Source organism: Clostridium sp. UMB9555A, from assembly GCF_030222355.1.
Lineage (GTDB): Bacteria > Bacillota > Clostridia > Clostridiales > Clostridiaceae > Sarcina > Sarcina perfringens.
The window spans coordinates 151,842-175,578 of record NZ_JASORQ010000005.1 but is presented as its reverse complement, the minus strand read 5'-3'; the positions used below and the strand labels follow the sequence as shown (position 1 = coordinate 175,578).

21 protein-coding genes and 1 tRNA gene are annotated in these 23,737 nt (G+C 28.2%); 2 read left to right on the top strand and 20 right to left on the bottom strand.

Annotation, left to right across the window (positions count from 1 at the left end; all coding sequences use genetic code 11):
- Position 1: 1 nt before the first annotated feature.
- The 4 genes from QP548_RS13660 to rph all read right to left on the bottom strand — a co-directional run bounded on the left by QP548_RS13660 (position 2) and on the right by rph (position 2,129).
- Positions 2 to 74, bottom strand: a tRNA-Pro gene (locus QP548_RS13660).
- A gap of 210 nt (positions 75 to 284) precedes the next feature.
- Positions 285 to 755, bottom strand: coding sequence for a metallophosphoesterase (locus QP548_RS13655; RefSeq protein ID WP_003454314.1), 471 nt, complete (start codon positions 753 to 755; stop codon positions 285 to 287).
- Positions 756 to 766: 11 nt separating this feature from the next.
- Entirely contained in the window at positions 767 to 1,381 is a 615-nt protein-coding gene (locus QP548_RS13650) for an XTP/dITP diphosphatase (RefSeq protein WP_061429139.1), read from the bottom strand.
- Between the two features lies 1 nt (position 1,382).
- On the bottom strand, positions 1,383 to 2,129 hold the full coding sequence (gene rph / locus QP548_RS13645; RefSeq protein ID WP_061429140.1) for a ribonuclease PH: 747 nt from the start codon (positions 2,127 to 2,129) through the stop codon (positions 1,383 to 1,385).
- A 221-nt stretch (positions 2,130 to 2,350) separates the two neighbouring features.
- On the opposite strand from rph, the gene QP548_RS13640 reads away from it, so the two are divergent.
- The gene (locus tag QP548_RS13640) at positions 2,351 to 4,054 is read left to right on the top strand and encodes a hypothetical protein (RefSeq protein ID WP_061429141.1); all 1,704 of its coding nucleotides are present in this window, start codon (positions 2,351 to 2,353) and stop codon (positions 4,052 to 4,054) included.
- A 267-nt stretch (positions 4,055 to 4,321) separates the two neighbouring features.
- On the opposite strand, the gene QP548_RS13635 is transcribed toward QP548_RS13640, so the two are convergent.
- The gene (locus QP548_RS13635; RefSeq protein WP_061429142.1) at positions 4,322 to 5,842 is read right to left on the bottom strand and encodes an ABC transporter substrate-binding protein; all 1,521 of its coding nucleotides are present in this window, start codon (positions 5,840 to 5,842) and stop codon (positions 4,322 to 4,324) included.
- A 196-nt stretch (positions 5,843 to 6,038) separates the two neighbouring features.
- Positions 6,039 to 6,503, bottom strand: coding sequence for a restriction endonuclease (locus QP548_RS13630; protein WP_003454358.1), 465 nt, complete (start codon positions 6,501 to 6,503; stop codon positions 6,039 to 6,041).
- 123 nt (positions 6,504 to 6,626) lie between these two features.
- On the opposite strand from QP548_RS13630, the gene QP548_RS13625 reads away from it, so the two are divergent.
- Positions 6,627 to 6,950, top strand: coding sequence for a hypothetical protein (locus tag QP548_RS13625; RefSeq protein ID WP_061429143.1), 324 nt, complete (start codon positions 6,627 to 6,629; stop codon positions 6,948 to 6,950).
- Between the two features lie 34 nt (positions 6,951 to 6,984).
- Here the strand turns inward: QP548_RS13625 and ligA are convergent, their stop codons facing one another.
- The 14 genes from ligA to QP548_RS13555 form a co-directional block, all read right to left on the bottom strand.
- On the bottom strand, positions 6,985 to 8,973 hold the full coding sequence (ligA, locus tag QP548_RS13620) for an NAD-dependent DNA ligase LigA (protein WP_061429144.1): 1,989 nt from the start codon (positions 8,971 to 8,973) through the stop codon (positions 6,985 to 6,987).
- A gap of 37 nt (positions 8,974 to 9,010) precedes the next feature.
- Entirely contained in the window at positions 9,011 to 11,266 is a 2,256-nt protein-coding gene (gene pcrA, locus QP548_RS13615; protein WP_061429145.1) for a DNA helicase PcrA, read from the bottom strand.
- A 211-nt stretch (positions 11,267 to 11,477) separates the two neighbouring features.
- Positions 11,478 to 12,266 carry a hypothetical protein gene (locus QP548_RS13610; RefSeq protein ID WP_061429146.1) on the bottom strand — a complete coding sequence of 263 codons (789 nt, stop codon included), beginning with the start codon at positions 12,264 to 12,266 and terminating at the stop codon, positions 11,478 to 11,480.
- A 16-nt stretch (positions 12,267 to 12,282) separates the two neighbouring features.
- Entirely contained in the window at positions 12,283 to 12,831 is a 549-nt protein-coding gene (locus tag QP548_RS13605; RefSeq protein ID WP_061429147.1) for a TasA family protein, read from the bottom strand.
- A gap of 1 nt (position 12,832) precedes the next feature.
- Positions 12,833 to 13,504 (bottom strand): LPXTG cell wall anchor domain-containing protein, encoded by a 672-nt coding sequence (locus QP548_RS13600; RefSeq protein WP_061429148.1) that lies wholly within the window; start codon positions 13,502 to 13,504, stop codon positions 12,833 to 12,835.
- 553 nt (positions 13,505 to 14,057) lie between these two features.
- Positions 14,058 to 14,777 carry a pseudouridine synthase gene (locus QP548_RS13595; protein WP_003462288.1) on the bottom strand — a complete coding sequence of 240 codons (720 nt, stop codon included), beginning with the start codon at positions 14,775 to 14,777 and terminating at the stop codon, positions 14,058 to 14,060.
- Positions 14,778 to 15,013: 236 nt separating this feature from the next.
- On the bottom strand, positions 15,014 to 17,059 hold the full coding sequence (locus tag QP548_RS13590; RefSeq protein WP_061429149.1) for a triple tyrosine motif-containing protein: 2,046 nt from the start codon (positions 17,057 to 17,059) through the stop codon (positions 15,014 to 15,016).
- Positions 17,060 to 17,431: 372 nt separating this feature from the next.
- Positions 17,432 to 17,881: a YaiI/YqxD family protein gene (locus tag QP548_RS13585; RefSeq protein ID WP_003454468.1), complete on the bottom strand. Its 450-nt coding sequence runs from the start codon at positions 17,879 to 17,881 to the stop codon at positions 17,432 to 17,434.
- A gap of 196 nt (positions 17,882 to 18,077) precedes the next feature.
- Positions 18,078 to 19,430, bottom strand: coding sequence for a glucose-6-phosphate isomerase (locus tag QP548_RS13580; RefSeq protein ID WP_061429150.1), 1,353 nt, complete (start codon positions 19,428 to 19,430; stop codon positions 18,078 to 18,080).
- Between the two features lie 29 nt (positions 19,431 to 19,459).
- Entirely contained in the window at positions 19,460 to 19,669 is a 210-nt protein-coding gene (locus QP548_RS13575; RefSeq protein WP_003454512.1) for a hypothetical protein, read from the bottom strand.
- 201 nt (positions 19,670 to 19,870) lie between these two features.
- Positions 19,871 to 20,839, bottom strand: coding sequence for an ABC transporter ATP-binding protein (locus QP548_RS13570; RefSeq protein WP_061429151.1), 969 nt, complete (start codon positions 20,837 to 20,839; stop codon positions 19,871 to 19,873).
- On the bottom strand, positions 20,840 to 21,817 hold the full coding sequence (locus QP548_RS13565) for an ABC transporter ATP-binding protein (RefSeq protein ID WP_003454477.1): 978 nt from the start codon (positions 21,815 to 21,817) through the stop codon (positions 20,840 to 20,842).
- 13 nt (positions 21,818 to 21,830) lie between these two features.
- Positions 21,831 to 22,745: an oligopeptide ABC transporter permease gene (gene opp4C / locus QP548_RS13560; protein WP_061429152.1), complete on the bottom strand. Its 915-nt coding sequence runs from the start codon at positions 22,743 to 22,745 to the stop codon at positions 21,831 to 21,833.
- Between the two features lie 14 nt (positions 22,746 to 22,759).
- A complete protein-coding gene (locus QP548_RS13555; protein WP_061429153.1) occupies positions 22,760 to 23,725 on the bottom strand; it encodes an ABC transporter permease in 966 nt (321 codons plus the stop codon).
- Between the last annotated feature and the right edge of the window lie 12 nt (positions 23,726 to 23,737).

The following is a 23,737-nucleotide window of genomic DNA, read 5'->3' as shown; positions in this document are numbered from 1 at the left end:
GTCGGGGTGACAGGGATCGAACCTGCGACCTCATGGTCCCAAACCACGCGCGCTCCCATCTGCGCCACACCCCGAAGGCTTTGTTTCACCGCCGCTCTCTCGCGACGACAATAGTTATTCTACAGTATAGTTATTATTATGTCAACACTTTTTTTAAAGTTTTTTTAGAAAAATTTATCGAATCCTCTGAAACCCTGATAAAATCTATGTTTTCTTTTGAAAAAAAGTGTTAATACATAAGCTTTTTTTATGTATTAACACTTATTTTTTAATTTAATTCTAAATTAAATAGAAAAAAATCTTACTTCTATATTTTCAGAATCTACATTCATAAAAGCTATACTTGCCTCTCCATCTTTAGGTATTGATGGACTACCAGGATTTATTATCCACATATTTCCCTCTTTTAAGGCTACTTTTCTATGAGTATGACCAAAAATCACTCCATCTACTCCTAATTCAAGTCCTCTATAGTAAATTTTATCTAATCCATATTTAACTGTATATTTATGTCCATGAGTTATTAGAAATTTTTTGCCTTCAATTTCAATCACTTGCTCAACTTGCCCATTTCTTTCATAGTCACAGTTTCCTACAACAGAATATACCTTTCCCTTAAAACCTTCACTTAATAACTTAACATCATTTATATTATCTCCTAAATGTATAAGAACATCTGAATCATTTAGTAAAGTTTTTATATATTCAATAACATGAGTAACTCCATGTGTATCACTGACTATAGCTACTTTCATTTCTTCTCCTCCTATTTAAATATCCCTTTTAAATTATCCTTTAGTTTTTCTAAAGCTCTTCCCCTATGACTAATAGCATTCTTTTCATCTGAAGTCATTTCTGCGAAAGTTTTTTTGTATTCTGGTACGAAAAATAAAGGATCATATCCAAAGCCTTCATTTCCACTTAAAGCTTCTAAAATTACTCCATAACTTTTTCCCTCTGCTACTATTTTTTCTCCTTTATCTGTAACTGCAACTATTACACATATAAAATTAGCTTTTCTTTCATCATCTTTAACATTTTTTAATTCCTCTAATAACTTTTCATTATTTTTAGAATCATTTCCATGTTCCCCTGCATATCTAGCAGAATATATACCTGGCGCTCCATTTAAATAATCTACTTCTAATCCTGAATCGTCAGCCATTACAATAAAATCACTTTCACCTTTACTAAGTAAATACTTTCTTATTTCATTAGCTTTCTTAAAAGAATTTTCTTCAAATGTTTTTCCGTCCTCTTCAACATCTATGTCTATTCCTGCTTCATTTAAAGATAATATGTTTAAATTAAAATCTTTTAATATTTCTTTTATTTCTTTTACCTTATGTGCATTATTACTTGCTAGTATAAATTTTTTCATTTTACTCTCTCCCTGTTCCGATCCATAAAGAATCTGTCTTTAAAGCATCTTTTTGTGCTTGTATCATTTGTTTTGATCCCTTTTCAGCAAGATTTAATAATTCATCTAATTCTTTTCTTGAAAAAGGTCCAGCCTCTCCAGTTCCTTGAATTTCTATAAACTCTCCCTCTTCTGTCATTACAACATTCATATCTACTTTAGCTACATGGTCTTCTTCATAACATAAGTCTAATATTTTCTCTTCCCCTACTATTCCAACACTTACTGCGCTAACAAAGTGTCTTATAGGATAAACATTGAAAGGTTTCTTTTGATGAAGTTTATTTACAGCATCAACTAATGCCACAAATGAACCTGTAATAGAAGTCGTTCTAGTTCCTCCATCAGCTTGAAGAACATCACAGTCTATCCAAATAGTTTTTTCTCCTAAAGCTTTCATATCTACAGCTGATCTAAGAGCTCTTCCTATAAGTCTTTGTATTTCCATTGTTCTTCCATCTATTTTAAGTTTATTTATATCTCTTTGTTTTCTACTTTGAGTACTTCTTGGAAGCATGTTATATTCAGCAGTTATCCATCCTTCTCCAGAACCCTTTAAAAAAGGTGGAACTTTCTCTTCTATTGAAGCAGTACATAATACTTTGGTATCCCCAACTTCTATTAATACAGAGCCTTCTGCATATTTAGTAAAGTTTCTTGTTATTTTAACTGGTCTTATCTGTTCTTTTTTTCTTCCACTACTTCTCATTCAATATCTCCTTACCTTAATTTATTTTCAAAACACTAATTATAAGAATAGTATATTGGTTATTTTATCCTTTATCAACATGGATTATATATAAAAATTATGCCTATAAAAAACCCTCTAAACCTTTATTTCACCTAAAAGTATTATGTACTCACTAGGTAATATTTATAATAAAAATTCATATTAATATATATAAGAAATAATATCATGAGGTGAATTATTTGAAGTATATAGGTTCATTCTTCAAAGCTAATTCTCTTTCTAAAGAAGAGATAGCATCACAATTACTTTTTCTTTCAAAAGAATCAGTAAATCATATAGTACTTGAATCTAGGTGTGGAATATCTACAAATTACAAAAATCTTAAAGAAAATTTCAAAAAAGATGAGATATCATTCTTTAAAAATAATACTCCATTAATTTGTATATATAAAAAAGCAAAGCCTAATATTTACTCTTCTAAGTATTCAAAAACTTGGGATGATACCACCTTTAAAAAAGATATTCCAGTTTCATCTAATGCATTAATGACCCTTTCTCTTTTAAGACTTTGTTCTTACTATGAAAAATTTAAAAATATTAATAGTGCACTTTATAAAAGAGCTGCCTTTTATAAAAATTTAAGTAAGCTTCAACTGGAATTTTACTATACCTATTTAAGAAATCCAGAAGGTTTTTTTGTAAATAAAAAAAATGATGAGTCTTCTTCTAAATCTGGCTTAAATATAAGCGAAAAAGAAGATGAAATGTCTTATTCAGATCAAGCATTAATGATGTTAGCTTACTATATGTATAGTAAAGTAGCCCCTGAAGATTCTGATAGCAAAACCTATGAAGATTTTGCTCTTCAAATATTAAACATGTTTGTTAATTTTAAAGAAGAATTATACTCACTTTCCTTAGATGAATGTTGCAAAATAGACTATTGCTTAAATAACATGCTTCTATATTCAAATAATGAAGATTGTAAATTATTAGTTTTAGATTTATCTGATTTCATATTAAACAAATACTATGAATCAAATAGCACATTTTCTAATCTTGAAACCACTTCTCTACTAGCCTTAAATATGTATTTAAGCTATAAGAATACAAACATACTTATATTTAAAGATGCTTACTTAGACTTAATTGAGCTTTTCTGTAATATGTTTAATGATGAAAAGGGAATAATCCTAAAAGGAACAGATAAAAAAGAGTATAAATATTCTAACATGGAAATATGCTTATATTTAACTAACCTTTTAATGTCCTTTGATTTAGATGAGGATTCCTCAGATAAAAGAGAGAATATAATATCTAAAGTTTATAAAAATTATATAGTTAACTCAGGAATAGTAACTAGTTTCCCTGATGCACCAAATTTAGATTCTCATGAAAGATATAAAAAGTTCTCTTTAAAGCCTGATGATTTAATTGATGAATCAATGTTTAGAATGACTAATGCTAATAGCCCTGAACTTACAGGATTAGCACCTATATTCACAAAAAATCTAAAGTACTCTACAAAGAAATCAATTTTCACTTCAGATAAAACTACCTTTGATAGTACAAAAAATATGTTTATATTCTTTGTATTTATAAATAGTTTTATTGATAAATATATAGATTTTATTACTGATACTCCTAAAGAGAAAAAAAGTGCTATGTTAGTAGAAGAAATAGACTCTTTAAAGAATGTACAAAAAATAAATAAACTTCCTAAATTAAATAATTTTAACTCTAAGACTCCTATAGTTCCACCTGATGCTGGAGAATCAGACTATAATTCTATAACTAATGAAAATCAAGTTGATGAAATTTCTCCACCACCAACAAACCCAAACTTAACTAGAGAAATATCTGAATATAGTGATTCTTCAATAGATAAAAAAGAGGATTTAGATGATAAAATGAAAAATATTCTTGATTCTACTGATTTATAATAATTTATGCTTCATAAAACAATTAAAAACTTATAAATAGCTTTCTAGGAACTTCTATAATCTTTCTTTTCCTAATGTGCTATTTATAAGTTTTTTATTAAATATGGTTTATGATTTAGATCTATATGACAGAAAATATATTTTATTAGCTTAGATTTTATTATTAAATACAATTTGTAATTTAGGGTTACTTATGTAAAATAAATTTCCCTAAAGTTTTTTAATACTTAGAGTGCAAATTTACTTTCATATAAACTTATAAGTATTTTAACTGCTATATTTTAATATTAAATTTCCATTTGAATCAATAAATAAATAATTAACCTTTGGCGACTTACACCAAACATCATTTTTAAAATATAAACTAACTAAACTTAAATTAGACTTTTCTGAAGTAGCAGTTTCTTTTTCCCCTTCTTCACTCTTATCCGCTACTTCTCCCTCTTCTTTATCTATATCTTCCTTTTTTAAGCTTTCTAAGTTTTTTTCATTTAAGTTTAATTCACCAAAAGCTATATTAAACTCTCCTCTTTTTATTACTTCCTCTATACCCTCATCATGAATTTTTACTATACTCTTTATGGCTAGCTCCTTGTCTAAAAATTTTTTCAGTTCATTTGCTAAAGCTTTATCCTCTTCATTATTTCCTACAACTATTTTTACTACCTCATTATTATTAAGAACCTTTTTCAAAGTATTTTTACCTGATTCTTTAAGATTATTTTTTTCTGATTCATTAATCTTATAATCTCCTTTAGCTCCATCCTTTTTAATTGAGTGAATTTCATCTTTGTTATTTATTACTTTTATATATGGTTTTCCTAAATTATTTTTTAATATATTACTATCACTAATTAAAACTTGCATAATATTAGATATTCCCTGCGCCATTTCAGCTTTATCACTATTTACAATCATTAACTTTAAAATATCACTATTATATTTACTTAAATCTTTATATAATCCTATATCCTCTGAATATATTATAGGAGGATTCTTTAAAATATCTACTTTTTCTAAATTAAAAGCTGCTAACTCAATTTCATCAGAGTCTTTCTCCTTAAAAGCTATATCTTTTATTTCTAATTCGCTACTATTATAAGGATTGTCTTTTAATCTTATAAATCCATCCTTAGTTACATCATATATAACATATGGACCAGTATATGATATTTCATTAAAATCTTTCTTATAATTATCTAATGGTTCATTTAAATCTCTTAGTCTATATATAGGTTTAGCTAAATTTTTAAGTAAATCATCATCCTTATTGTTCATTCTTAAAACCAATGTATAATCATCAGGACTACTTATTGCTACTTCACTAAAATCAATTTTCCCTTCTCTATAATCCTTAACTCCGTAAATACTATATAACTCATTACTTGTATAATCTTCATTATCTGGACTTAATAAATCCCTAAAAAATATTTGAAAATCCTTTGCTGTAACTTCTGTGCCATTACTCCACTTATTTTTTTCATTAATTTTAAATGTATATTCTAAGCCATCATCACTAACCTTCCATCCCATAGCAAGGTCTGGAATTGGTTCTCCTTTTTCATTTACCTCAACTAATCCTGAAAATATATTGCTTACTAAATCCTCTTCTCCTTTATTTAATGATTCACTAGGCCTTATGGTATCTGGTAAACTTTCAAGAGAATATATAAGCCCTTCATTATATTCAAAGTTCATATTAGAAACAGGGGTTACATCCACATAACTCCTTCCTACTCCAACTACTAATAAAATTATTAAACATATAAATAAAATTACTTTCTTCATGTAGATATCTCCTTCAATAATCTTTTCCTTTTAAATTATTGACAAATATATTATTTCTAAATATCATTTCTTTGATTTATTTCTAAATATAGTTATAAAAACTATCTAAATAAAATGGTAAAAGGATTGTACATCTTATCAATCATAAGAAAGTAATTTAAACTCATTAAATTTTATATAAAACAAATCTTTACCATCAAAATAAAGATTTAAAACTTAATTTGTCGTATGAAATATGATGATGTTTCTTTCTCTTTATCCACCTTTGCTTAACAACAAAGTCTTTTCCATTTAGAAGTTTTATTCTATTTATAAATCTATCTGTTTCTGCCATGTTATAAACATCTTGTTGAAAAACTCCTGTGGTAATATATACACCCTTATCTATCTCTCTATCTTGTATTAAACGTATAAACTTATAGTAATCATAAATTGTTACAGCCAATGCTTTATGAAATACTATTAAAGTCTTTTTTCTACTAGAACTTATTTCTACTATAAATTCATTATTATTCTTTTCTATGATTTCATAATTTAATTTTTCTTTAATACACTCTTTAATTATTATTTGACTTACTTTTTTTATTGATATCTTCCTAAATTTCATTAATGACTTTTCTATATTCTTTGAATTCATAAGAACATAAAAAGATTTCAACATATACTTATCTCCTTATTTATCATTTACTAAAATTATATGTTTTAATGTAATAATTATTTAATACTATTTATAACTATTCTTATGGTATAATTTATTTATTATTTTATATGGAGGTAAAGTTAAATGACCTTAGCAGTTCAAGTTGTTGCTATACTTTTCATGTTAATAATGATATTTTTAGGAATCTGGAGTTTTGTAATTGCAAATAAAGCTTACAGACAAATAAAGTATAAGAATTATTTACTTGAAAAAATAGCACACAATATATCTCTAATAAGAAATAAGGAAAAAATATTTGATAACTTAAATACTATGGCTGATTCAGTTTCATATTCTGAAATAAAAGAAAACCTTTTAGATAAAGATATTAAAGCTGATACAAAATTAGAAGAGGATACAAATATATCAGAGGAAATAAAAGAAAACTCAAATATAGTGGAAAAATAAAAGCCATGTGAAATTACACATAGCTTTTATTTTTTTATATCATATTTTCAAATTCTTCTTCACTTAATATAGTAACACCTAAAGATTTAGCTTTATCATATTTTGAACCTGCTGCTTCTCCTGCTATTACAAAATCAGTCTTTTTACTTACACTTCCTGAAACCTTTGCTCCTAAAGATTCTAATTTTTCTTTTATTGATGTTCTAGAATAGTTTTCTAAAGTACCAGTTACTACTACTGTTTTTCCCATAAATGGACTTTCTAAAACTTCTTTTTTCTCGTAATGAGGATTTACTCCAAGGGATAATAATTCATTTATTACTTTTAAAGTTCTTTCCTCTTTAAAGAATTCTATTATACTTCTAGCAACTATATCTCCAACATCTTGAACAGATACTAATTCCTCAAAAGTAGCCTTCTCTAGGTTTTCTAAAGACTCAAATCTCTTTACTAAATCCTTAGCAGTTTTAACTCCTACATTAGGAATTCCTAAGGAATATAAAAATGCTTCTAAAGTACAATCTTTGCTTTTTTCTATGGCATCTAAAAGATTTTGTGCTTTCTTTGGGCCAAACTTATCTAAATCTAATAATTTTTCATATTCTAATTTATAAAGATCTGATATATCTCTTATATCAAGCTTTTCAAATAATTGCTCTGCTGTTCTTTCTGAAAAACCAGCTATGTTCATAGCTTCTCTACCCGCAAAGTGAACTATAGTTTTAACCATTTGAGGCTTACATCCTAAAGTGTTTTCACAATAGATATGAACTCCTTCATGAACTAAATGTGCTCCACAAGCTGGACATACCTTTGGTTCTTCAATTTCCTTTGTACCTTCTAAGCTTTCAGGAACTACTCCCATTATTTCTGGAATAACATCATTGCTTCTTCTTACAAATACTTCAGCCCCTAATCTTACTCCTTTTCTAGCTATATCATCCATATTGTTTAATGTAGCTCTCTTAACAGTAACTCCTGCTAACTCTACTGGCTCTAAGATAGCTGTTGGAGATACTCTTCCACTTCTACCTACATTCCATTCAACATCTAAAAGCTTAGTTGTAGCCTCCTGTGCTTCAAATTTATATGCAATAGCCCACTTAGGAAATTTAACTGTATATCCTAAAAGTTCTCTAGTTCTTATATCATCTATAGCTATAACTAATCCATCTATATCATAATTCAAATCAAATCTTATATCTCTTATATAATCAATTTCTTTTTGAATTTCATCTAAAGTTGTGCATTCCCTAATATAATCATCCATTGGAAATCCCTTAGTTTTTATGAAATTTAACATTTCCATATAAGTTTTAAAAGGAGCTCCTTCCTTATATCCAACATCATAGAAGAAAGCTGATAAATTTCTTTTAGCTGTCTCTGCTACATTTAAATTTCTTAAAGCTCCCGCTGCTCCATTTCTTAAATTCTTAAGAGGAGTCTCTGCTTCACTATTATATTTTTCAAAGGCTCCTGTAGTCATAATAGCCTCTCCATGAATTTCTAGAAAATCATGACAATCAATTTTTAATGGAATTGATTTTATAGTTTTAACCTGAGCTGTCACATCTTCACCAATAGCCCCAGTTCCTCTAGTTGCTCCAGTAACTAATACTCCATTTTCATCATAGGAAAGATTAATTGTTAATCCATCAAACTTTTTAGTTAAAATATATTTTAATGGTGGTAATTCTTCATCTGAAGTTCTATTATATTCTTCAAGGAATTTAACATTTCTATTATGCCATTCTCTAATTTCCTCTAAAGTTTGAGCTTTGTCTAAACTCCAAAGTCTAGCTTTATGAGTGTATTTTTTAAACTCAGGAAGAATTACATCACCAACTCTTTGAGTAGGTGAATAGGGTAATTTATATCCTGTTTCCTTTTCTAAATCTACTAATTCATAGTATTTTTTATCATAATCTTTATCTGTCACTGAAGAATTTCCTAAAACATAATATTCATAAGCATATTTATTTAACTCTTCAACTAACTCTTCTATTAATTTTTTCTTATCCATCTTACTCATCTACTCCTTATTAAAGTAAATTTCTATATTAAAGAAGCTCTAGTGGTGCAAAACTAAACATTAAATGTTTAACTCCTTGACTATCAAAGGCAATTGTAAGCTTATAGTCATCTCCAACTTTACTCTTTGTTATTAATGTTCCTACACCAAACTTAGGATGCTTAACTTTTCTTCCCATAGTTAATTCATCTATTCCTGCATTACCTGAAGATTTTCCTGCTAAAGTCTTATTTAGGGATTCATTTGCTTTAGAAAGACTCATCCCTCCTCTTATACTGTGAGGATTATAAGTTTTTCTAGTCTCTCCATAAGTTTGTGAACTATTTTTGAAAGAGTTACTTGAACTTTTACCATTGATATTTACATAGTCTTTTATGTTAGCTGGAATTTCTGATATAAAATCTGATTGTCCATAAGCCACTGTTTTACCAAATATCATTCTTGTTTCAGCTGATGTCATATATAACTTTTCCTCAGCTCTAGTTATTCCAACATAGCAAAGTCTTCTAGCCTCTTCCATTTGATTATCATGTTCAAAGCAAGCTGCATTTGGGAATATTCCATTTTCCATACCAACTAAGAAAACTGTTGGGAATTCTAGTCCCTTTGAGCTGTGAACTGTCATTAGCATTACATAATTATCTTCTGCTTCTAAATCATCCATATCTTGAACAAGGGCAACCTTCTCTAAGTAAGCTGATAATGATTTATCTTCTTCATTACTCTTTTCAAATTCAACAGCATCAGAAACTAATTCTTCTAAGTTTTCTATTCTACTTTGATCCTCTATAAGCTTTGAATCTTTAAGTGATTTTAAATAACCTGTTTTTTCTAAAACATATTCAATTAATTGAGATACACTTAATTGCTCTGACATAACCATTATTTCTTCCATCATATCAGTAAACTTCTTAATAGGATTTATACTTCTAGCTGTTAATCCTGGCACATAGTCTACATCTAATAAAACATTGTATAATGTATCATCTATTTCGGACGCATGATTTTGAAGTTTTTCTACAGTAGTATCTCCAATGCTTCTTTTAGGAACATTTATTATTCTTCTTAAACTTATAGAATCTTTAGGATTTACTATTATTTTTAAGTATGCAAGAACATCTTTTATCTCTTTTCTATCATAGAATTTTAGTCCTCCAAAAATTCTATATGGAATTCCTGCTCTTCTTAAGGCTTCCTCAAAATTACGAGACTGTGCATTTGTTCTGTAAAGAATAGCAAAATCCTTATACTTATATCCTTTATCACTTTTTAATTTTTCTATCTCTGAAACAACAAAAGCTGCCTCCATTTTATCTGAGTAAGCTCTATGAATACTTATTTTTTCTCCCTCTACTTGCTCAGTTCTTAAAATTTTAAATTTTCTCTCTGCATTATTTTTTATAACTTTATTAGCAGCCTCTAAAATATTTCCTTTTGATCTATAGTTTTGTTCAAGCTTAACAACTTTAGCCTCTGGATAATCCTTTTCAAAATCTAATATATTTCTTATATCTGCCCCTCTCCAAGCATAAATACATTGGTCATCATCACCAACTACGCATATATTTTTGTGTTTTGCAGCTAAAAGCTTAGCAAATTCATATTGAGCTTTATTTGTATCTTGATACTCATCTATCATTATGTATTTAAACTTATTTTGATAAAACTCTAATACATCATTATGCTTTCTAAATAACTCAACAGTTTTTACTATTAAATCATCAAAATCTAGGGCATTATTTTCTTTTAATTTCTTTTGGTATAAAAGATATGCATCTGCTATTTTATTTTTTCTAAAATTACTTTCATTTTCTTTCTTAAAACTTTGTGCACTTTGGATATTATCCTTTGCTTTTCCTATAGTACCTAAAATCTCTAAATCAGTTATCTCTTTTTCATTAATATTAAGCTCTTTCATTACAAGTTTTATTAATGTTTTCTGATCTGATGAATCATATATTGTAAAGTCTTTACTATATCCTAATTTATCTATTTCTCTTCTTAAAATTCTCACGCAAGATGAATGAAATGTTGATATCCACATGTTGTTTGCCACTTCACCAACTAGAGATTTTACTCTCTCTCTCATTTCCCCTGCCGCTTTATTTGTAAATGTTATTGCTAATATATTATAAGGTTTTATATCATTTTCTATCATGTATGCTATTCTGTGTGTAAGCACTCTAGTTTTACCAGAACCTGCTCCTGCTAATATAAGTACTTGACCATCAATTGTGGTTGCTGCTTCATATTGTTCTTTATTAAGCAAGCTTTTTAAATCCATTAGATCACTCCTCTTCCTACAATAAAACTAAACTTTATTATACCATATAAATCTATATATTATATTCTATCAAACATATTATTCTTTTACATGATTAATAAAAAATAAATGGCCACATTATAAAATGTGACCATTTATTTCAAATATAATACTCTTACTTTAAATATAATCTTTTAAATTTACATCTTTAATTTATTTCATATATTTTTTCTTAATTAATATTAGTAAGATTATTTGAAATTTCTCCCTCTACTAAGGATTTATTTAGCTCATTTTCATTAATATTTTCTTGCTCTAAATTTCCTTCATTAAGTGAATTCTCTTCTTCTACAGGTGTATTATTTTCATCACCACTCTTTGGAGTCTCAATGTTTTCACCTTCATTATTAGAATTTTCTATTGAAGATTCTTCTTTAACTTCATTATTAGGTTGATCTACAGCCTCATCTTTAATCTCACTATTAGGTTTAACCCCTTCATCTTCCTTAATCTCATTATTAGATTTAATCTCCTCATCACCCTTATAATCATTAGTTAAACTCCAGGTAATGCTTCCATTAGAATCTTCATATAAGTATAAAGTTATTTCTTCTAAATCCTTACCAAATCTATCTTCAAAATTACTATTTAATTTTATACTTGGCAAATTATTTTCTATTCCAACAGGAATTAAAAATTCTCCATCCTTTTTACTTATTATAATTTCCTTTCCATCTATTGAAATTTCAGCATTATCTAAAAAAGTTTCACTTCCAATAATATCACTATTTATATCCTCTCCACTATAGAAAACTTTTTTAGAAAACTCTAATACAAGAGAGTTTTCTCTAGTGCTTATCTTTGAAATTTCAAAAGGACTTTCCTTAGGATCTAACTCAACTATTTTGGCCGTATTTTCTACTGAATACTCTCCACTAAAATAAGCATAACTTCCATAAGTAGCACTTGAAGCAAGTGAAACTCCTAAAATTAATGCTATAATTTTATTCTTACTAATCACTTAAACTCCTCCTCTACTATTTACTATTTTCCTGAGCATAACCTATATTTAAATCAAATTTAAATTCTGTATTAGAATAATTCTCTGGCATATCTCTTTGCATATTTAAAGTTAATGTAGCAGTTAAAACTTCACCATCACTTAAAGCTACTTCATTACCTTCTGTATCTAATAATTTAATATTTTTATCAAATAGAGAAAGTAATGTCTCTTCTCCATTTCCATATCCTTGTATATCTCTATTTTCACTACTTTCAAAACTTAAGGAATACTTTATTTTCTCTAGTCCATCATTTCCTATTGATGAATTTTTAAAATTTAATGTCATTATTTGATCTAAAGTTCCATTATTAGTTATTATAAAATTATCACTAACAGGAACTTCTATATCCATTTTCTCTATTTTAATTGTTTTTGTAGCCTCAGAACTTAAAGTTCCTAAAGTTAACTTTAAATCACCGTTTACGTTTTCTTTATCTGAAAAATAGGCTACACTTCCTAAACCTCCTGTTATTCCTATAGCTAATACCAATGAAATTATCCTTCTCATCTTACGGGTTTTCATATTAAATCTCCTCCTTTTTTTGAGGTAACTTTAATATTGATGCTCCTATACCTAAAGCTAGAACTCCAAAAACCATAAAATTATTATTGCTAAAGCCCCCTGTATTTGGTAAGTTTCCACTTCCATTATTGCTTTCATCTTCATATTCATATTGAACACTAAGATTAAATACATTTTGTATTCCTTGTCCCCTATTGTCTAAGTCATTAGAAATATTTATTTCTAAATCTATAAGCTTACTATTATTGGCCTCTACATTTATTCCGTCTTTTAACTTAATATTTCCTCCTGAAAAAACATCCTTAAGAGTTCCTTCAAAAATTATATCATCACTATCTTTTACAATAATTGATGCATTTTCTAGAAAATATTTATACCTTTCATCTCCCTCATCAATATATGAAGAATTTACATAGTCTAAGAGTTTTTCATCATGAAAATTTAGAGTTTTTATAACTATATCTTTACTTAAGTTATTAGATATTTTTATTGAGCTTTCTTCTAAACTTCCTGGTTCCCAAATAATTTCTTCATTAAATAAATTATTCTTTTCTTCCACTACATCTACAGTAACGCCAACTTTTTCTTTAGCAAATACGGTATTATCTTTAGCTGGCATAAAAGCTAATGTTGCTAAAAGTGCACATAAAAATACGCTTTTAGTTCTTCTCATACTGTTTCCCCCCCTCTTAATAGTATTAACATAATAAATGTAATTTAACTTTATATTTATATTCATAAACTATAAAAAAAATAACTTAATTCATATTTATTTTAAGAAAATATTACATAATCTTAAGAATACCCTTAATTTATTTATGGAGAGTATCTTTTTAATTCTTTAAGGAAAAGTTTTTTACAACAAACCTTTAAACAACTGCTTATATAATCTTTGTAAAATAATAACATTTCCTTAAAACATAACATAAATAAAAAAAGTTGATACTTTAAAGTATCAACTATATATATAATCTGAATATATTATTTCAACAACTAATTCAAAACGCATTTTTTCTTGCATTATTGTGCAAATAAAAAACGCAACCCTTGGGGCTAGGTTGCGTTTCAGCAATAAGCAATAAATAAAAAGGGGGCTATTTATTCCTTTTATTTATCCTCGCACAACTATTATATTAGATGTTTACTTAAATTGCAAGTAATCTAATATTTTTTTTGCAAGTTTTCCTACATGAATTTTTTCTTTACAATCATTACTATTTAAATTTTTAAAAATTTTTGTAAAGTACCGCTAATTCACTTTCTGAAAGCTCTTTATATTCGCCTTCTTCTAAACTTTCATCAAGTGGAAGATTACCAAAAGAAGTTCTTTTTAAATAAACAACCTTTTTCCCTCTAGCTTCAAACATTCTTTTTACTTGATGATATTTACCCTCTTGAACTGTAACTTCTACTCTAGATGAATCCTCTAAATTTTCTATAACTTTAAGCTTTGCACTCATACACTTATATCCATCATCTAAAGTTACACCATTTTCGAAAGCTTTAATATCTTTTTCTGTTATAGGAGCATTTATTTCTGCATAATAAACCTTATCAACATGATATTTAGGTGAAATTAATTTATGATTTAAATCTCCATCATTAGTTAATAATAATAATCCCACTGTATCTTTATCAAGTCTTCCTACTGGAAATGGTTCAAAAACTTGATCTTCCATATATAATAAGTCGATAACAGTTTCATCTCTCTTATCATAAGTTGCTGAAATTACTCCAGCTGGCTTATTCATCATTAAATATATGTACTTTTTATACTCTACTTTTTCCCCATTTATAACTATTGTATCTTTCTCAGGATCTATTTGAAGTCCACTATCTTTAACCTTCTCATCATTAACTGTTACAAATCCTTTTTTAACAACTTGCTTTATTTCTTTTCTCGTTCCGTATCCTAAGTTTGATAAAACCTTATCCAATCTTTCCACTAACTAATCACTCCTTCGTAAAAAATCACATTTATATCTGTGGTTAGTATAAAGCAAAGTTTAACTAATTACAACTTATTATACTTATTAAAACTATAAAAATAAATAAGACTCTATTTTAAGTAAATATTAATTTTAAATAATTTAAAAACCAACTTAATATTAGTCTTAAAAGCTTATTTTCAAATCAATATTATATAAAATAAAGTCCTAAACATATATTAAACTTTAATATTTTATTCTACCTTAAATTCAAAAGTATCATAGTCCTCATAAGCACATTTTTTATAATAACTTTTAGTTAATACTAAAACTTTATACTTTCCTGGTACATATGGTCTAAAAGAATAATAACTCTTTCTACTATATTTTTGAACTAAAGACCAATTTCCGTTAACCATTATATAATATTCATAGCAAACTCTACTTCCACCTTCACATTTTGTAGAAAAGTTTATTTCCTCATTAATTTTAAAGACTTTATCAGAAGTACTTATTTTAGTATCTGTAATAGGTAGAGCTTCACTAACATAAAATCTTACTTCCCTTCTTGAATCAAATCCCTCTTTACATTTAATATTTCTAGCAAATATATCAATTGTGTATTTTCCTGGACATTTTGGTGTAACTTTAAACCTCTTATTTTTTACATAATCAGTTTCCTCTACTACTTGTCCATTTACCTTAGTAACATACTTAACCTTTACTTGTCTAGTATTTTGAACTATTACTTCAATATCGATATCATCTCCAACTAAAAAATATTCCTTAGCTGGAACTAATATATGATCAATTTTCCCTTCTGCATACTCCCTAACTTTAAAATTTAAAACAGTATGCACATCATATTCCTTTGTTGAATACTTATCTTTTACTCTTACATCAAGCTGATAATTTCCTTTTTCATTTGGAATAAATTCTACCCAATTATTACTTCCAAAATCAATACTTTCTATGGTTTTACCCTCCTTAATTATTAAGAAGGAATATTTTAAGTCAGTACCACCCTCTGCACTAACCCTAAGTTTTATTACTTCATTTATTAAAGGGGTCTTATCTCTATCAAATATTAATTCTGTTATTTTTATTGGCTTTTTCACCTTTTTTTCTATTTTATAATCTAATTTAGATTCTATTTCATAATCTCCAATAAAGGATTCATCCTTAGCCCAAAGAGTTATTCTATAATTTCCTTCTTTTTTAGCATTCCATTTTAAAGTGCTATTTCTTGTATAACCCGTATCTTCAGATATTTCTCCATCTATTTTAAATCTATAGAGGATATCACTTCCTCCATCAATAACAGCTTTTATCTCTATTACCTCTCCTTTTTCTTGAGGTGAGCTTAAATCTGTGGTAAAACTTCTTAATTGTAATGGTTCATATGGTTTTATATCATATACCATAACGGCTCTATCATCAAATTCCTTATTAGAATACATATCTCTTATTAAACATAAAAGCTTATATCTTCCCTCTTTAAATTCTTTAAAAGTTACTATACGACTTGATGAAAAATCTTGAATGCAAGTTCTACTTCCATCAGGTGAAATTTTTACAAACTTATATAGTGCTGTTCTTTCATCTTCAAAATTTGCTTCCACTTCAAAGGTAAGCTCTGAGTTTACTATTAATTTTTCACTTAAATTAATAAAATTAATTATTTCAGGCTTTACAAATTCTTTTGATGTAAATATAACTGTGGCATAATCATCTGTTGTATTAGTTGAACTTGTTTTTTTACATTCAATTAAAAACTCAAATTTACCACTTTCATTGATAGTATAATTTAATTTATTTTCTAATGTATAATCCTTTATAAGTTGCCATCCGTTCTTTCCACTTATAAAATATCTATACATAATATTTTCATTGTTACTATCAACCTTTAACTCTGCCTTCTCTCCAACATTAAACACATCTTTATTTAGATAGATTCCTTTTATTAATTTTTCTTCTTTAATTTCATCTTTATTCATTTCATCTTGAAGGCTATGAACTATTCTTTTCACATTAACACCCTCAGTAACTTTGTAATCAAAAGGCTTATTTGAATCCTCTTTTCTTCCTTGAACCATAATCATATACTCTCCCTCTTCTTTAGGAGTCCATATAAATTCATCTTCTTTTTCAAATTCTCTTAAAGTTTCCCAAATTCCATCCTTTCCTATTAAGATTTTATATCTTAAATTGTCATTAGTGTTATTTATTATTTTTATGTTAACCGGACTATTATGTTCTATTATATCTCTCGTATCTAACTCTAAAAGTAATTCTCCCATAATCACTCCCCCTAAAACCCGAAACATTATAGATAAATAAATTATATTATACTTCTGTTTTTATGTAAATATTTTCTATTTTTCTTACCATAAAACACTCTATTTCTACATTTTTTCTACTTTTATAAAATGTATAAAAAGTTTAAAACTGTCTATAATATAGGTAGTGTTACTTAACACTGTAAATCTCCTAATTTTATTATATCCATATAATCAAACCATTAAAGAAATCTCAGCCACTCTGAGATTTCTTTTTAATGTCATTTAAATATTATCTACATTATTTATTAAGTTTATCTTCTAATTCTACAAAGTTTATTTTTTAATTTTCCAAACTTATTTTTTAATTTTTCAAACCTTATTTTATTATATCTAATTTAAAATAGCCTTTACCTTTTCTATCAAAACTTCTAAATTATAATAAAGTCTATCATCATCTTCTTTATTTCTTTTATGATTTCCTTTTGATTTCCCACCAGCTCTTCTATTTTTTTGACTTAAATGTCTTTCAAAAAGTAATCTATCAATATTATCATTGTCATAAATATATCCTCTAGGGCTAATGGCTAAAGCTCCTTTTCCTAAAGCCATAGCTGCAACTCCATAATCTTGAGTTATTACAATATCATTTTCCTCAGTATTATTAGCCACATACATATCTACACTTTGAAATCCACCATCAACCATTCTTACCTCAGAGTAATCTGAATTTATCATATGATTTATTGTGCAATAAATTAATATTTTAACTGAATGCTTTTTACCAACCTCTTCAATTATATCTCTTCCTGCACATCCATCACCATCAATAATTATTTTCACCTTTATAATCCTCCCATAATATATTCTCTATTATCTTTTTTGAATATTAAATAATTATCCATTAATAAAATTATACACATTCTTATTAATTTACTAATACTCTTAAAATAATAAATAATTTATATATTAATAAAATTATACTCTTAAAACAAAAAAGAAGCTCTAAAAAGAGCTCCTTTTTATAATTAAATTTATATTATTTTAATCTTTCTTCTAACTCAGCTTTTAAATCTTCAAAACCTGGTTTTCCAAGTAAAGCAAACATGTTTTTCTTGTAAGCTTCAACACCTGGTTGGTCAAATGGATTTATTCCTAAAACATATCCACTGATTCCACAAGCTTTTTCGAAGAAGTAAACTAATCTTCCGAAGTAGTATGGAGTTAATTCTGGAACATTAACAACTACGTTTGGAACTTCTCCATCATTGTGAGCAAGTAAAGTTCCTCTGAATGCTTGTTTGTTAACATAATCCATAGTTTTTCCAGCTAAGAAGTTTAATCCATCTATGTTTTCATCGTTAGCTTCGATTACTATTTCTTCTCTTGGAGATCCTATATTAATAACTGTTTCGAAGATATCTCTTCTACCTTCTTGGATGTATTGTCCCATTGAGTGTAAATCAGTTGAGAAATCAACAGCAGCTGGGAATAATCCTTTGTTGTCTTTTCCTTCTGATTCTCCATATAATTGTTTCCACCATTCATTGAAGTAATGAACTGATGGCTCATAGTTAACTAATATTTCTATAGCTTTACCTTTATTGTATAAAGCATTTCTAGCAGCTGCATATTTGTAACATTCGTTATCAGCTAATGAAGGGTTAGCATATTCTTCTCTAGCATCAGCAGCTCCTTCCATCATTTCATCTATGTTTATTCCAGCTGCAGCTATTGGTAATAATCCAACTGCTGTTAATACTGAGAATCTTCCTCCAACATCATCTGGAATTACGAAAGTTTCATATCCTTCAGCATCAGCTAAAGTTTTTAAAGCACCTTTCTTAGCGTCTGTTGTAGCATATATTCTCTTCTTAGCTTCTTCTTTTCCGTATTTCTTTTCCATGTAATCTTTTAAGATTCTGAAAGCTATAGCAGGTTCTGTAGTAGTACCTGATTTTGATATAACATTTAAGCTTACATCTAATCCATCAATAGCTTTTAATAAATCAGCCATGTAGCTTGAGCTTATGTTATTTCCTGCATAGAATATAGCTGGAGTTTTTCTCTTATCTTTTGATACAGAATTATAGAAGTTATTAGTTAACATTTCTATAGCAGCTCTTGCTCCTAAGTAAGAACCACCTATTCCTATAACAACTAATACATCTGAATCACTTTGTATTTTCTTAGCAGCTTCTTTTATTCTAGCAAACTCATCTTTATCATAATTAACTGGTAGGTCAACCCATCCTAAAAAGTCATTTCCTGCACCTGTTCCATTATGTAATTTATTGTGTGCTTGGTTTATAGTTTCTTGCATGTAAGCAACTTCGTGAGATTTTAAATATGGAGCTGCTTTTGATAAATCAACAACTAATCCTTTTTTCATTATTACTACCTCCATTAGCGTTTATAAATTTATTTTAACCACGCCATTAATATATATAATATAATCGCAAAAATAATTAAGCCTCCAAAAACCATTGGAAGTATTATTGCGTATTGCGCTAACATTATAGCAACCAAATCCTTAAAAGTTGGCTTTTCTTTATTTTTAACTTCTTCCATTAATTTCTCATATTCTTCTTTTTCTTTTCTTCTAGTTATTTCATCTTTAAACCAAAACAAACTTAATTCCCCCTGTTTACCACACGTTAATATTTTATCATTTATTATTTATGGATTACAATACAATATAAAACTTTTTATATATTTAATGAAATTTTATTATATATAGTTATAGTGTAGGAGAATTTAATCCCCTACACTACATAAAATTTAATTTTTTAATTCTATTTTTACATTTTAATAAATAAAACCTAATTTTAATTAAACTAAGTGACATGCAACAAAGTGATCTTTTCCAACACACTTGTATTCTGGAGCTTCCTTCTTACATTTATCCATAGCATATGGACATCTAGTATGGAACTTACATCCACTTGGTGGATTAGCTGGTGAAGGAATATCACCCTTTAATATTATTCTCTCCCTCTTAATTGTAGGGTCTGGTATTGGAACTGCTGATAATAATGCCTTTGTATATGGATGCAATGGATTATCATAAAGTTCATTTTTAGGAGCTAATTCAACTAAGCTACCTAAGTACATTACACCTATTTTATGACAAATATGCTTTACTATACTTAAATCATGAGATATGAAAAGATATGAAAATCCCATCTCTTCTTGTAAATCCATCATTAAGTTTACAATCTGCGATTGTATAGAAACATCAAGTGCTGAAACAGGTTCATCTGCAACTATAAAACTTGGATTTAAAATTAATGCTCTTGCTATACCTATTCTTTGCCTTTGTCCACCTGAGAATTCATGTGGATATCTTTTCATATGATATCTAGCAAGTCCACATCTTTCTATAGTTTGAGCTACTCTTTCAGGTAATTCTTCTTTACTACATAATTTATGGCTTAAAAGAGCTTCTCCTACTAAAGAGTCTACTGATAATCTAGGATTTAATGATGAATATGGATCTTGGAATATCATTTGCATTTTTGGTCTTAAAGCTCTAAGTTCTTTCTTTTTAAGATCAAAAATATCTTTTCCTTCAAAATATACATTTCCATCTGTTTTTTCAAATAATCTTAAAATTGCTCTTCCTGTTGTTGATTTTCCACAACCTGATTCTCCAACTAATCCTAAAGTTTCACCCTTATCTATAGTAAAACTTACTCCATCAACAGCTTTTACATGTCCAACTGTCTTAGAAAAAACTCCTGCTTTAATCGGAAAGTATTTTTTCAAATTTTCAACTTTTAAAACTGTATTATCTGCCATCTACTTTCCCTCCTTATATAACCAGCATGAAACTTTATGTCTATTTCCTACATCAACAAGAGTAGGTTGAACATCCTTACATTTTTCCATACATCTATCACATCTCTCATTGAAGTAACAATTATCTGGCATGCCTACTGGATTAGGAACTTGTCCTGGTATTGAATAAAGTCTAGTTTCATTTCCATTAACTGATGGCTTAGATTTAAGTAAACCTTGTGTATATGGATGAAGAGGATTTTTAAAAAGCTCTAAAACTGGAGCTTCCTCAATAACCTTACCAGCATACATTACAACCACATAGTCAGCCATTTCAGCAACTACTCCTAAGTCATGTGTTATTAATAATATTGATGTATTTAATTTCTCTTTAATATCTCTCATAAGATCTAGAATTTGTGCTTGAATTGTAACATCAAGGGCAGTTGTAGGCTCGTCAGCTATTAAAAGCTTAGGATTACAACAAACTGCCATAGCAATCATAATTCTTTGTCTCATTCCTCCTGATAATTCGTGAGGATAAGATTTCATTATTTCTTCTGCTCTAGCTATACCAATTATTTTTAAAACTTCTATAGCTTTCTTTTCAGCTTCTTCTTTTGATAAATGCTGATGAAGAATTATTGCTTCACAAATTTGATCTCCTATTTTAAATACTGGGTTTAATGATGTCATAGGCTCTTGGAAGATAACTGATATATCATTTCCTCTCATATCCATAAGTTCTTGCTCTGTGAACTTTAAAACATCTTTTCCCTCAAAAAGAATTTCTCCTCCAACTATTTTTCCAGGAGGACTAGGTATTAATCTCATAAGAGACATAGCAGTAACAGATTTTCCACATCCAGATTCTCCAACTACACAAACTGTCTCTCCTTCTTTTATTTTAAAACTAACATTATTTACTGCTTTAACAATTCCCTCACCTGTATGAAAGTGAGTTTCAAGATTTTTAAATTCTACTAATGTTTTTCCCATTACACTCGCCCCCTTAGACCTTTAGCTTAGGATCTAGAGCATCTCTTAATCCATCTCCAAAAATATTTATAGATATAACAGTTAAGAATATACATACTCCTGGAGGTATCCATAACCACCATCTATTTGTTAATGTATAATAATCTTGAGCTGTCTGTATCATATTACCCCAAGTTGGTGTAGGAGGTGTAACTCCAAGCCCTAAGAAACTTAAAGATGATTCTGTTAATATAGCTCCACCAATTCCCAATGTAGCTGAAACTATAATAACTGCTAATGTATTAGGTAATAAGTGTAAAAACATTTTTCTAGTATCTGATAGTCCTAAAGCTTCTGCCGCTTGCATAAACTCTTGTTCTCTTAAAGATAAGACCATACCTCTAACCATACGACAGGTACCAGTCCAACTCAATGCCCCTATAATAAACATAACTACGAAAATTCTATACTCTGGTGGTATTTTTAAATCTGACATTATAGCAGATACCATTATTAATAATGATAAGAATGGGAAACACATAAATACGTCAACAATTCTCATAATTAAACTATCTACAAAGCCACCATAATATCCAGCTAATATACCTAAAGTTGTTCCTATAATTATAGAAATTCCTACAGCAACTATACCTATTGAAAGTGAATATCTTCCCCCGTACATAAGTCTAGCTAAAACATCTCTTCCTGATTCATCAGTTCCTAGCCAATGCTGAGCTGATGGAGGTTGATTAGTTCTTACTAAATCTATTGTTAAATGATCATGTGGATATAACATTGGTCCTAATATTGAAATTAAAACTAAGACCAACAATATAAATAAGCCACCTAAAGCTAGCTTATTTTTTTTCAGTCTTTTAAAAGCTACAGTCCAAGGGCTTTCTATTTTCTCTTTTTTCACTTTAACTTCTTTATTTAATTCTGTTTGCATATAAAAAGCACCTCCTACTTAAGCCTTATTCTTGGATCTACTAATGCATATATAATATCAGCAAGTAAGTTTCCTATTAAAACTAATATAGCTAAAGTAAGGTTTATACCCATAAGTAGATAATAATCTCTGTTATTAACTGCACTTAACTGTACTGGACCTATTCCTGGCCAGTTAAATATTTTTTCTGTTAATGTAGCACCTGAGAATAATCCTGGAATTGACATTCCTAATAGTGTTACAACTGGTATAAGTGCATTTCTTAAAGCATGTTTATATATAACTACCTTCTCTTTTAATCCTTTTGCTCTAGCAGTTCTTATATAATCTTGTCTAACTACCTCAAGCATACTTGATCTTGTGTATCTCATCCATCCACCTACACTTCCAAGAGTTAAAACTATAAGTGGTAAAATCATATGTTTTAATACGTCTAAAATATATTGCATTCCTGTATATGCGCTTCCTGGAGTAGTCATACCCGATATTGGAAATAAATTAAGTTGAACTCCTAAATATTTAATTAATATAAGTCCAAAGAAAAATGATGGCATTGATATTCCCATAAGGGCAAATACCGTAAAAAATTTATCAAAAAATGAATATTGCTTTGTTGCTGAAACTATACCTATTGGCACCGCAATTATAAGCCCCAAAATCAATGATGCCGCTCCTAAAATAAAAGAATTTGGTATAAAATCTTTCATTACTTCTGAAACTGGTCTTTTATAGTAAAAAGATTCTCCTAAAGACCCTTCTGTTACAACGCCTTTTAACCAATACATGTACTGTGTTGTTTTTGGCTCATCTAAATGATATTTTTCTCTTATTGCTTGTTTTGTTTCTATACTCATATTTGGATCCATATTTGCTGTAATAGCATCCCCTGGAGCCATAGCAAATATGAAGAAAAGTACTAATGATACACCAACAATGGTTGGTATTATTAATAGTATTCTTCTAGTGATATACTGTAGCATACTGCTGTTCCC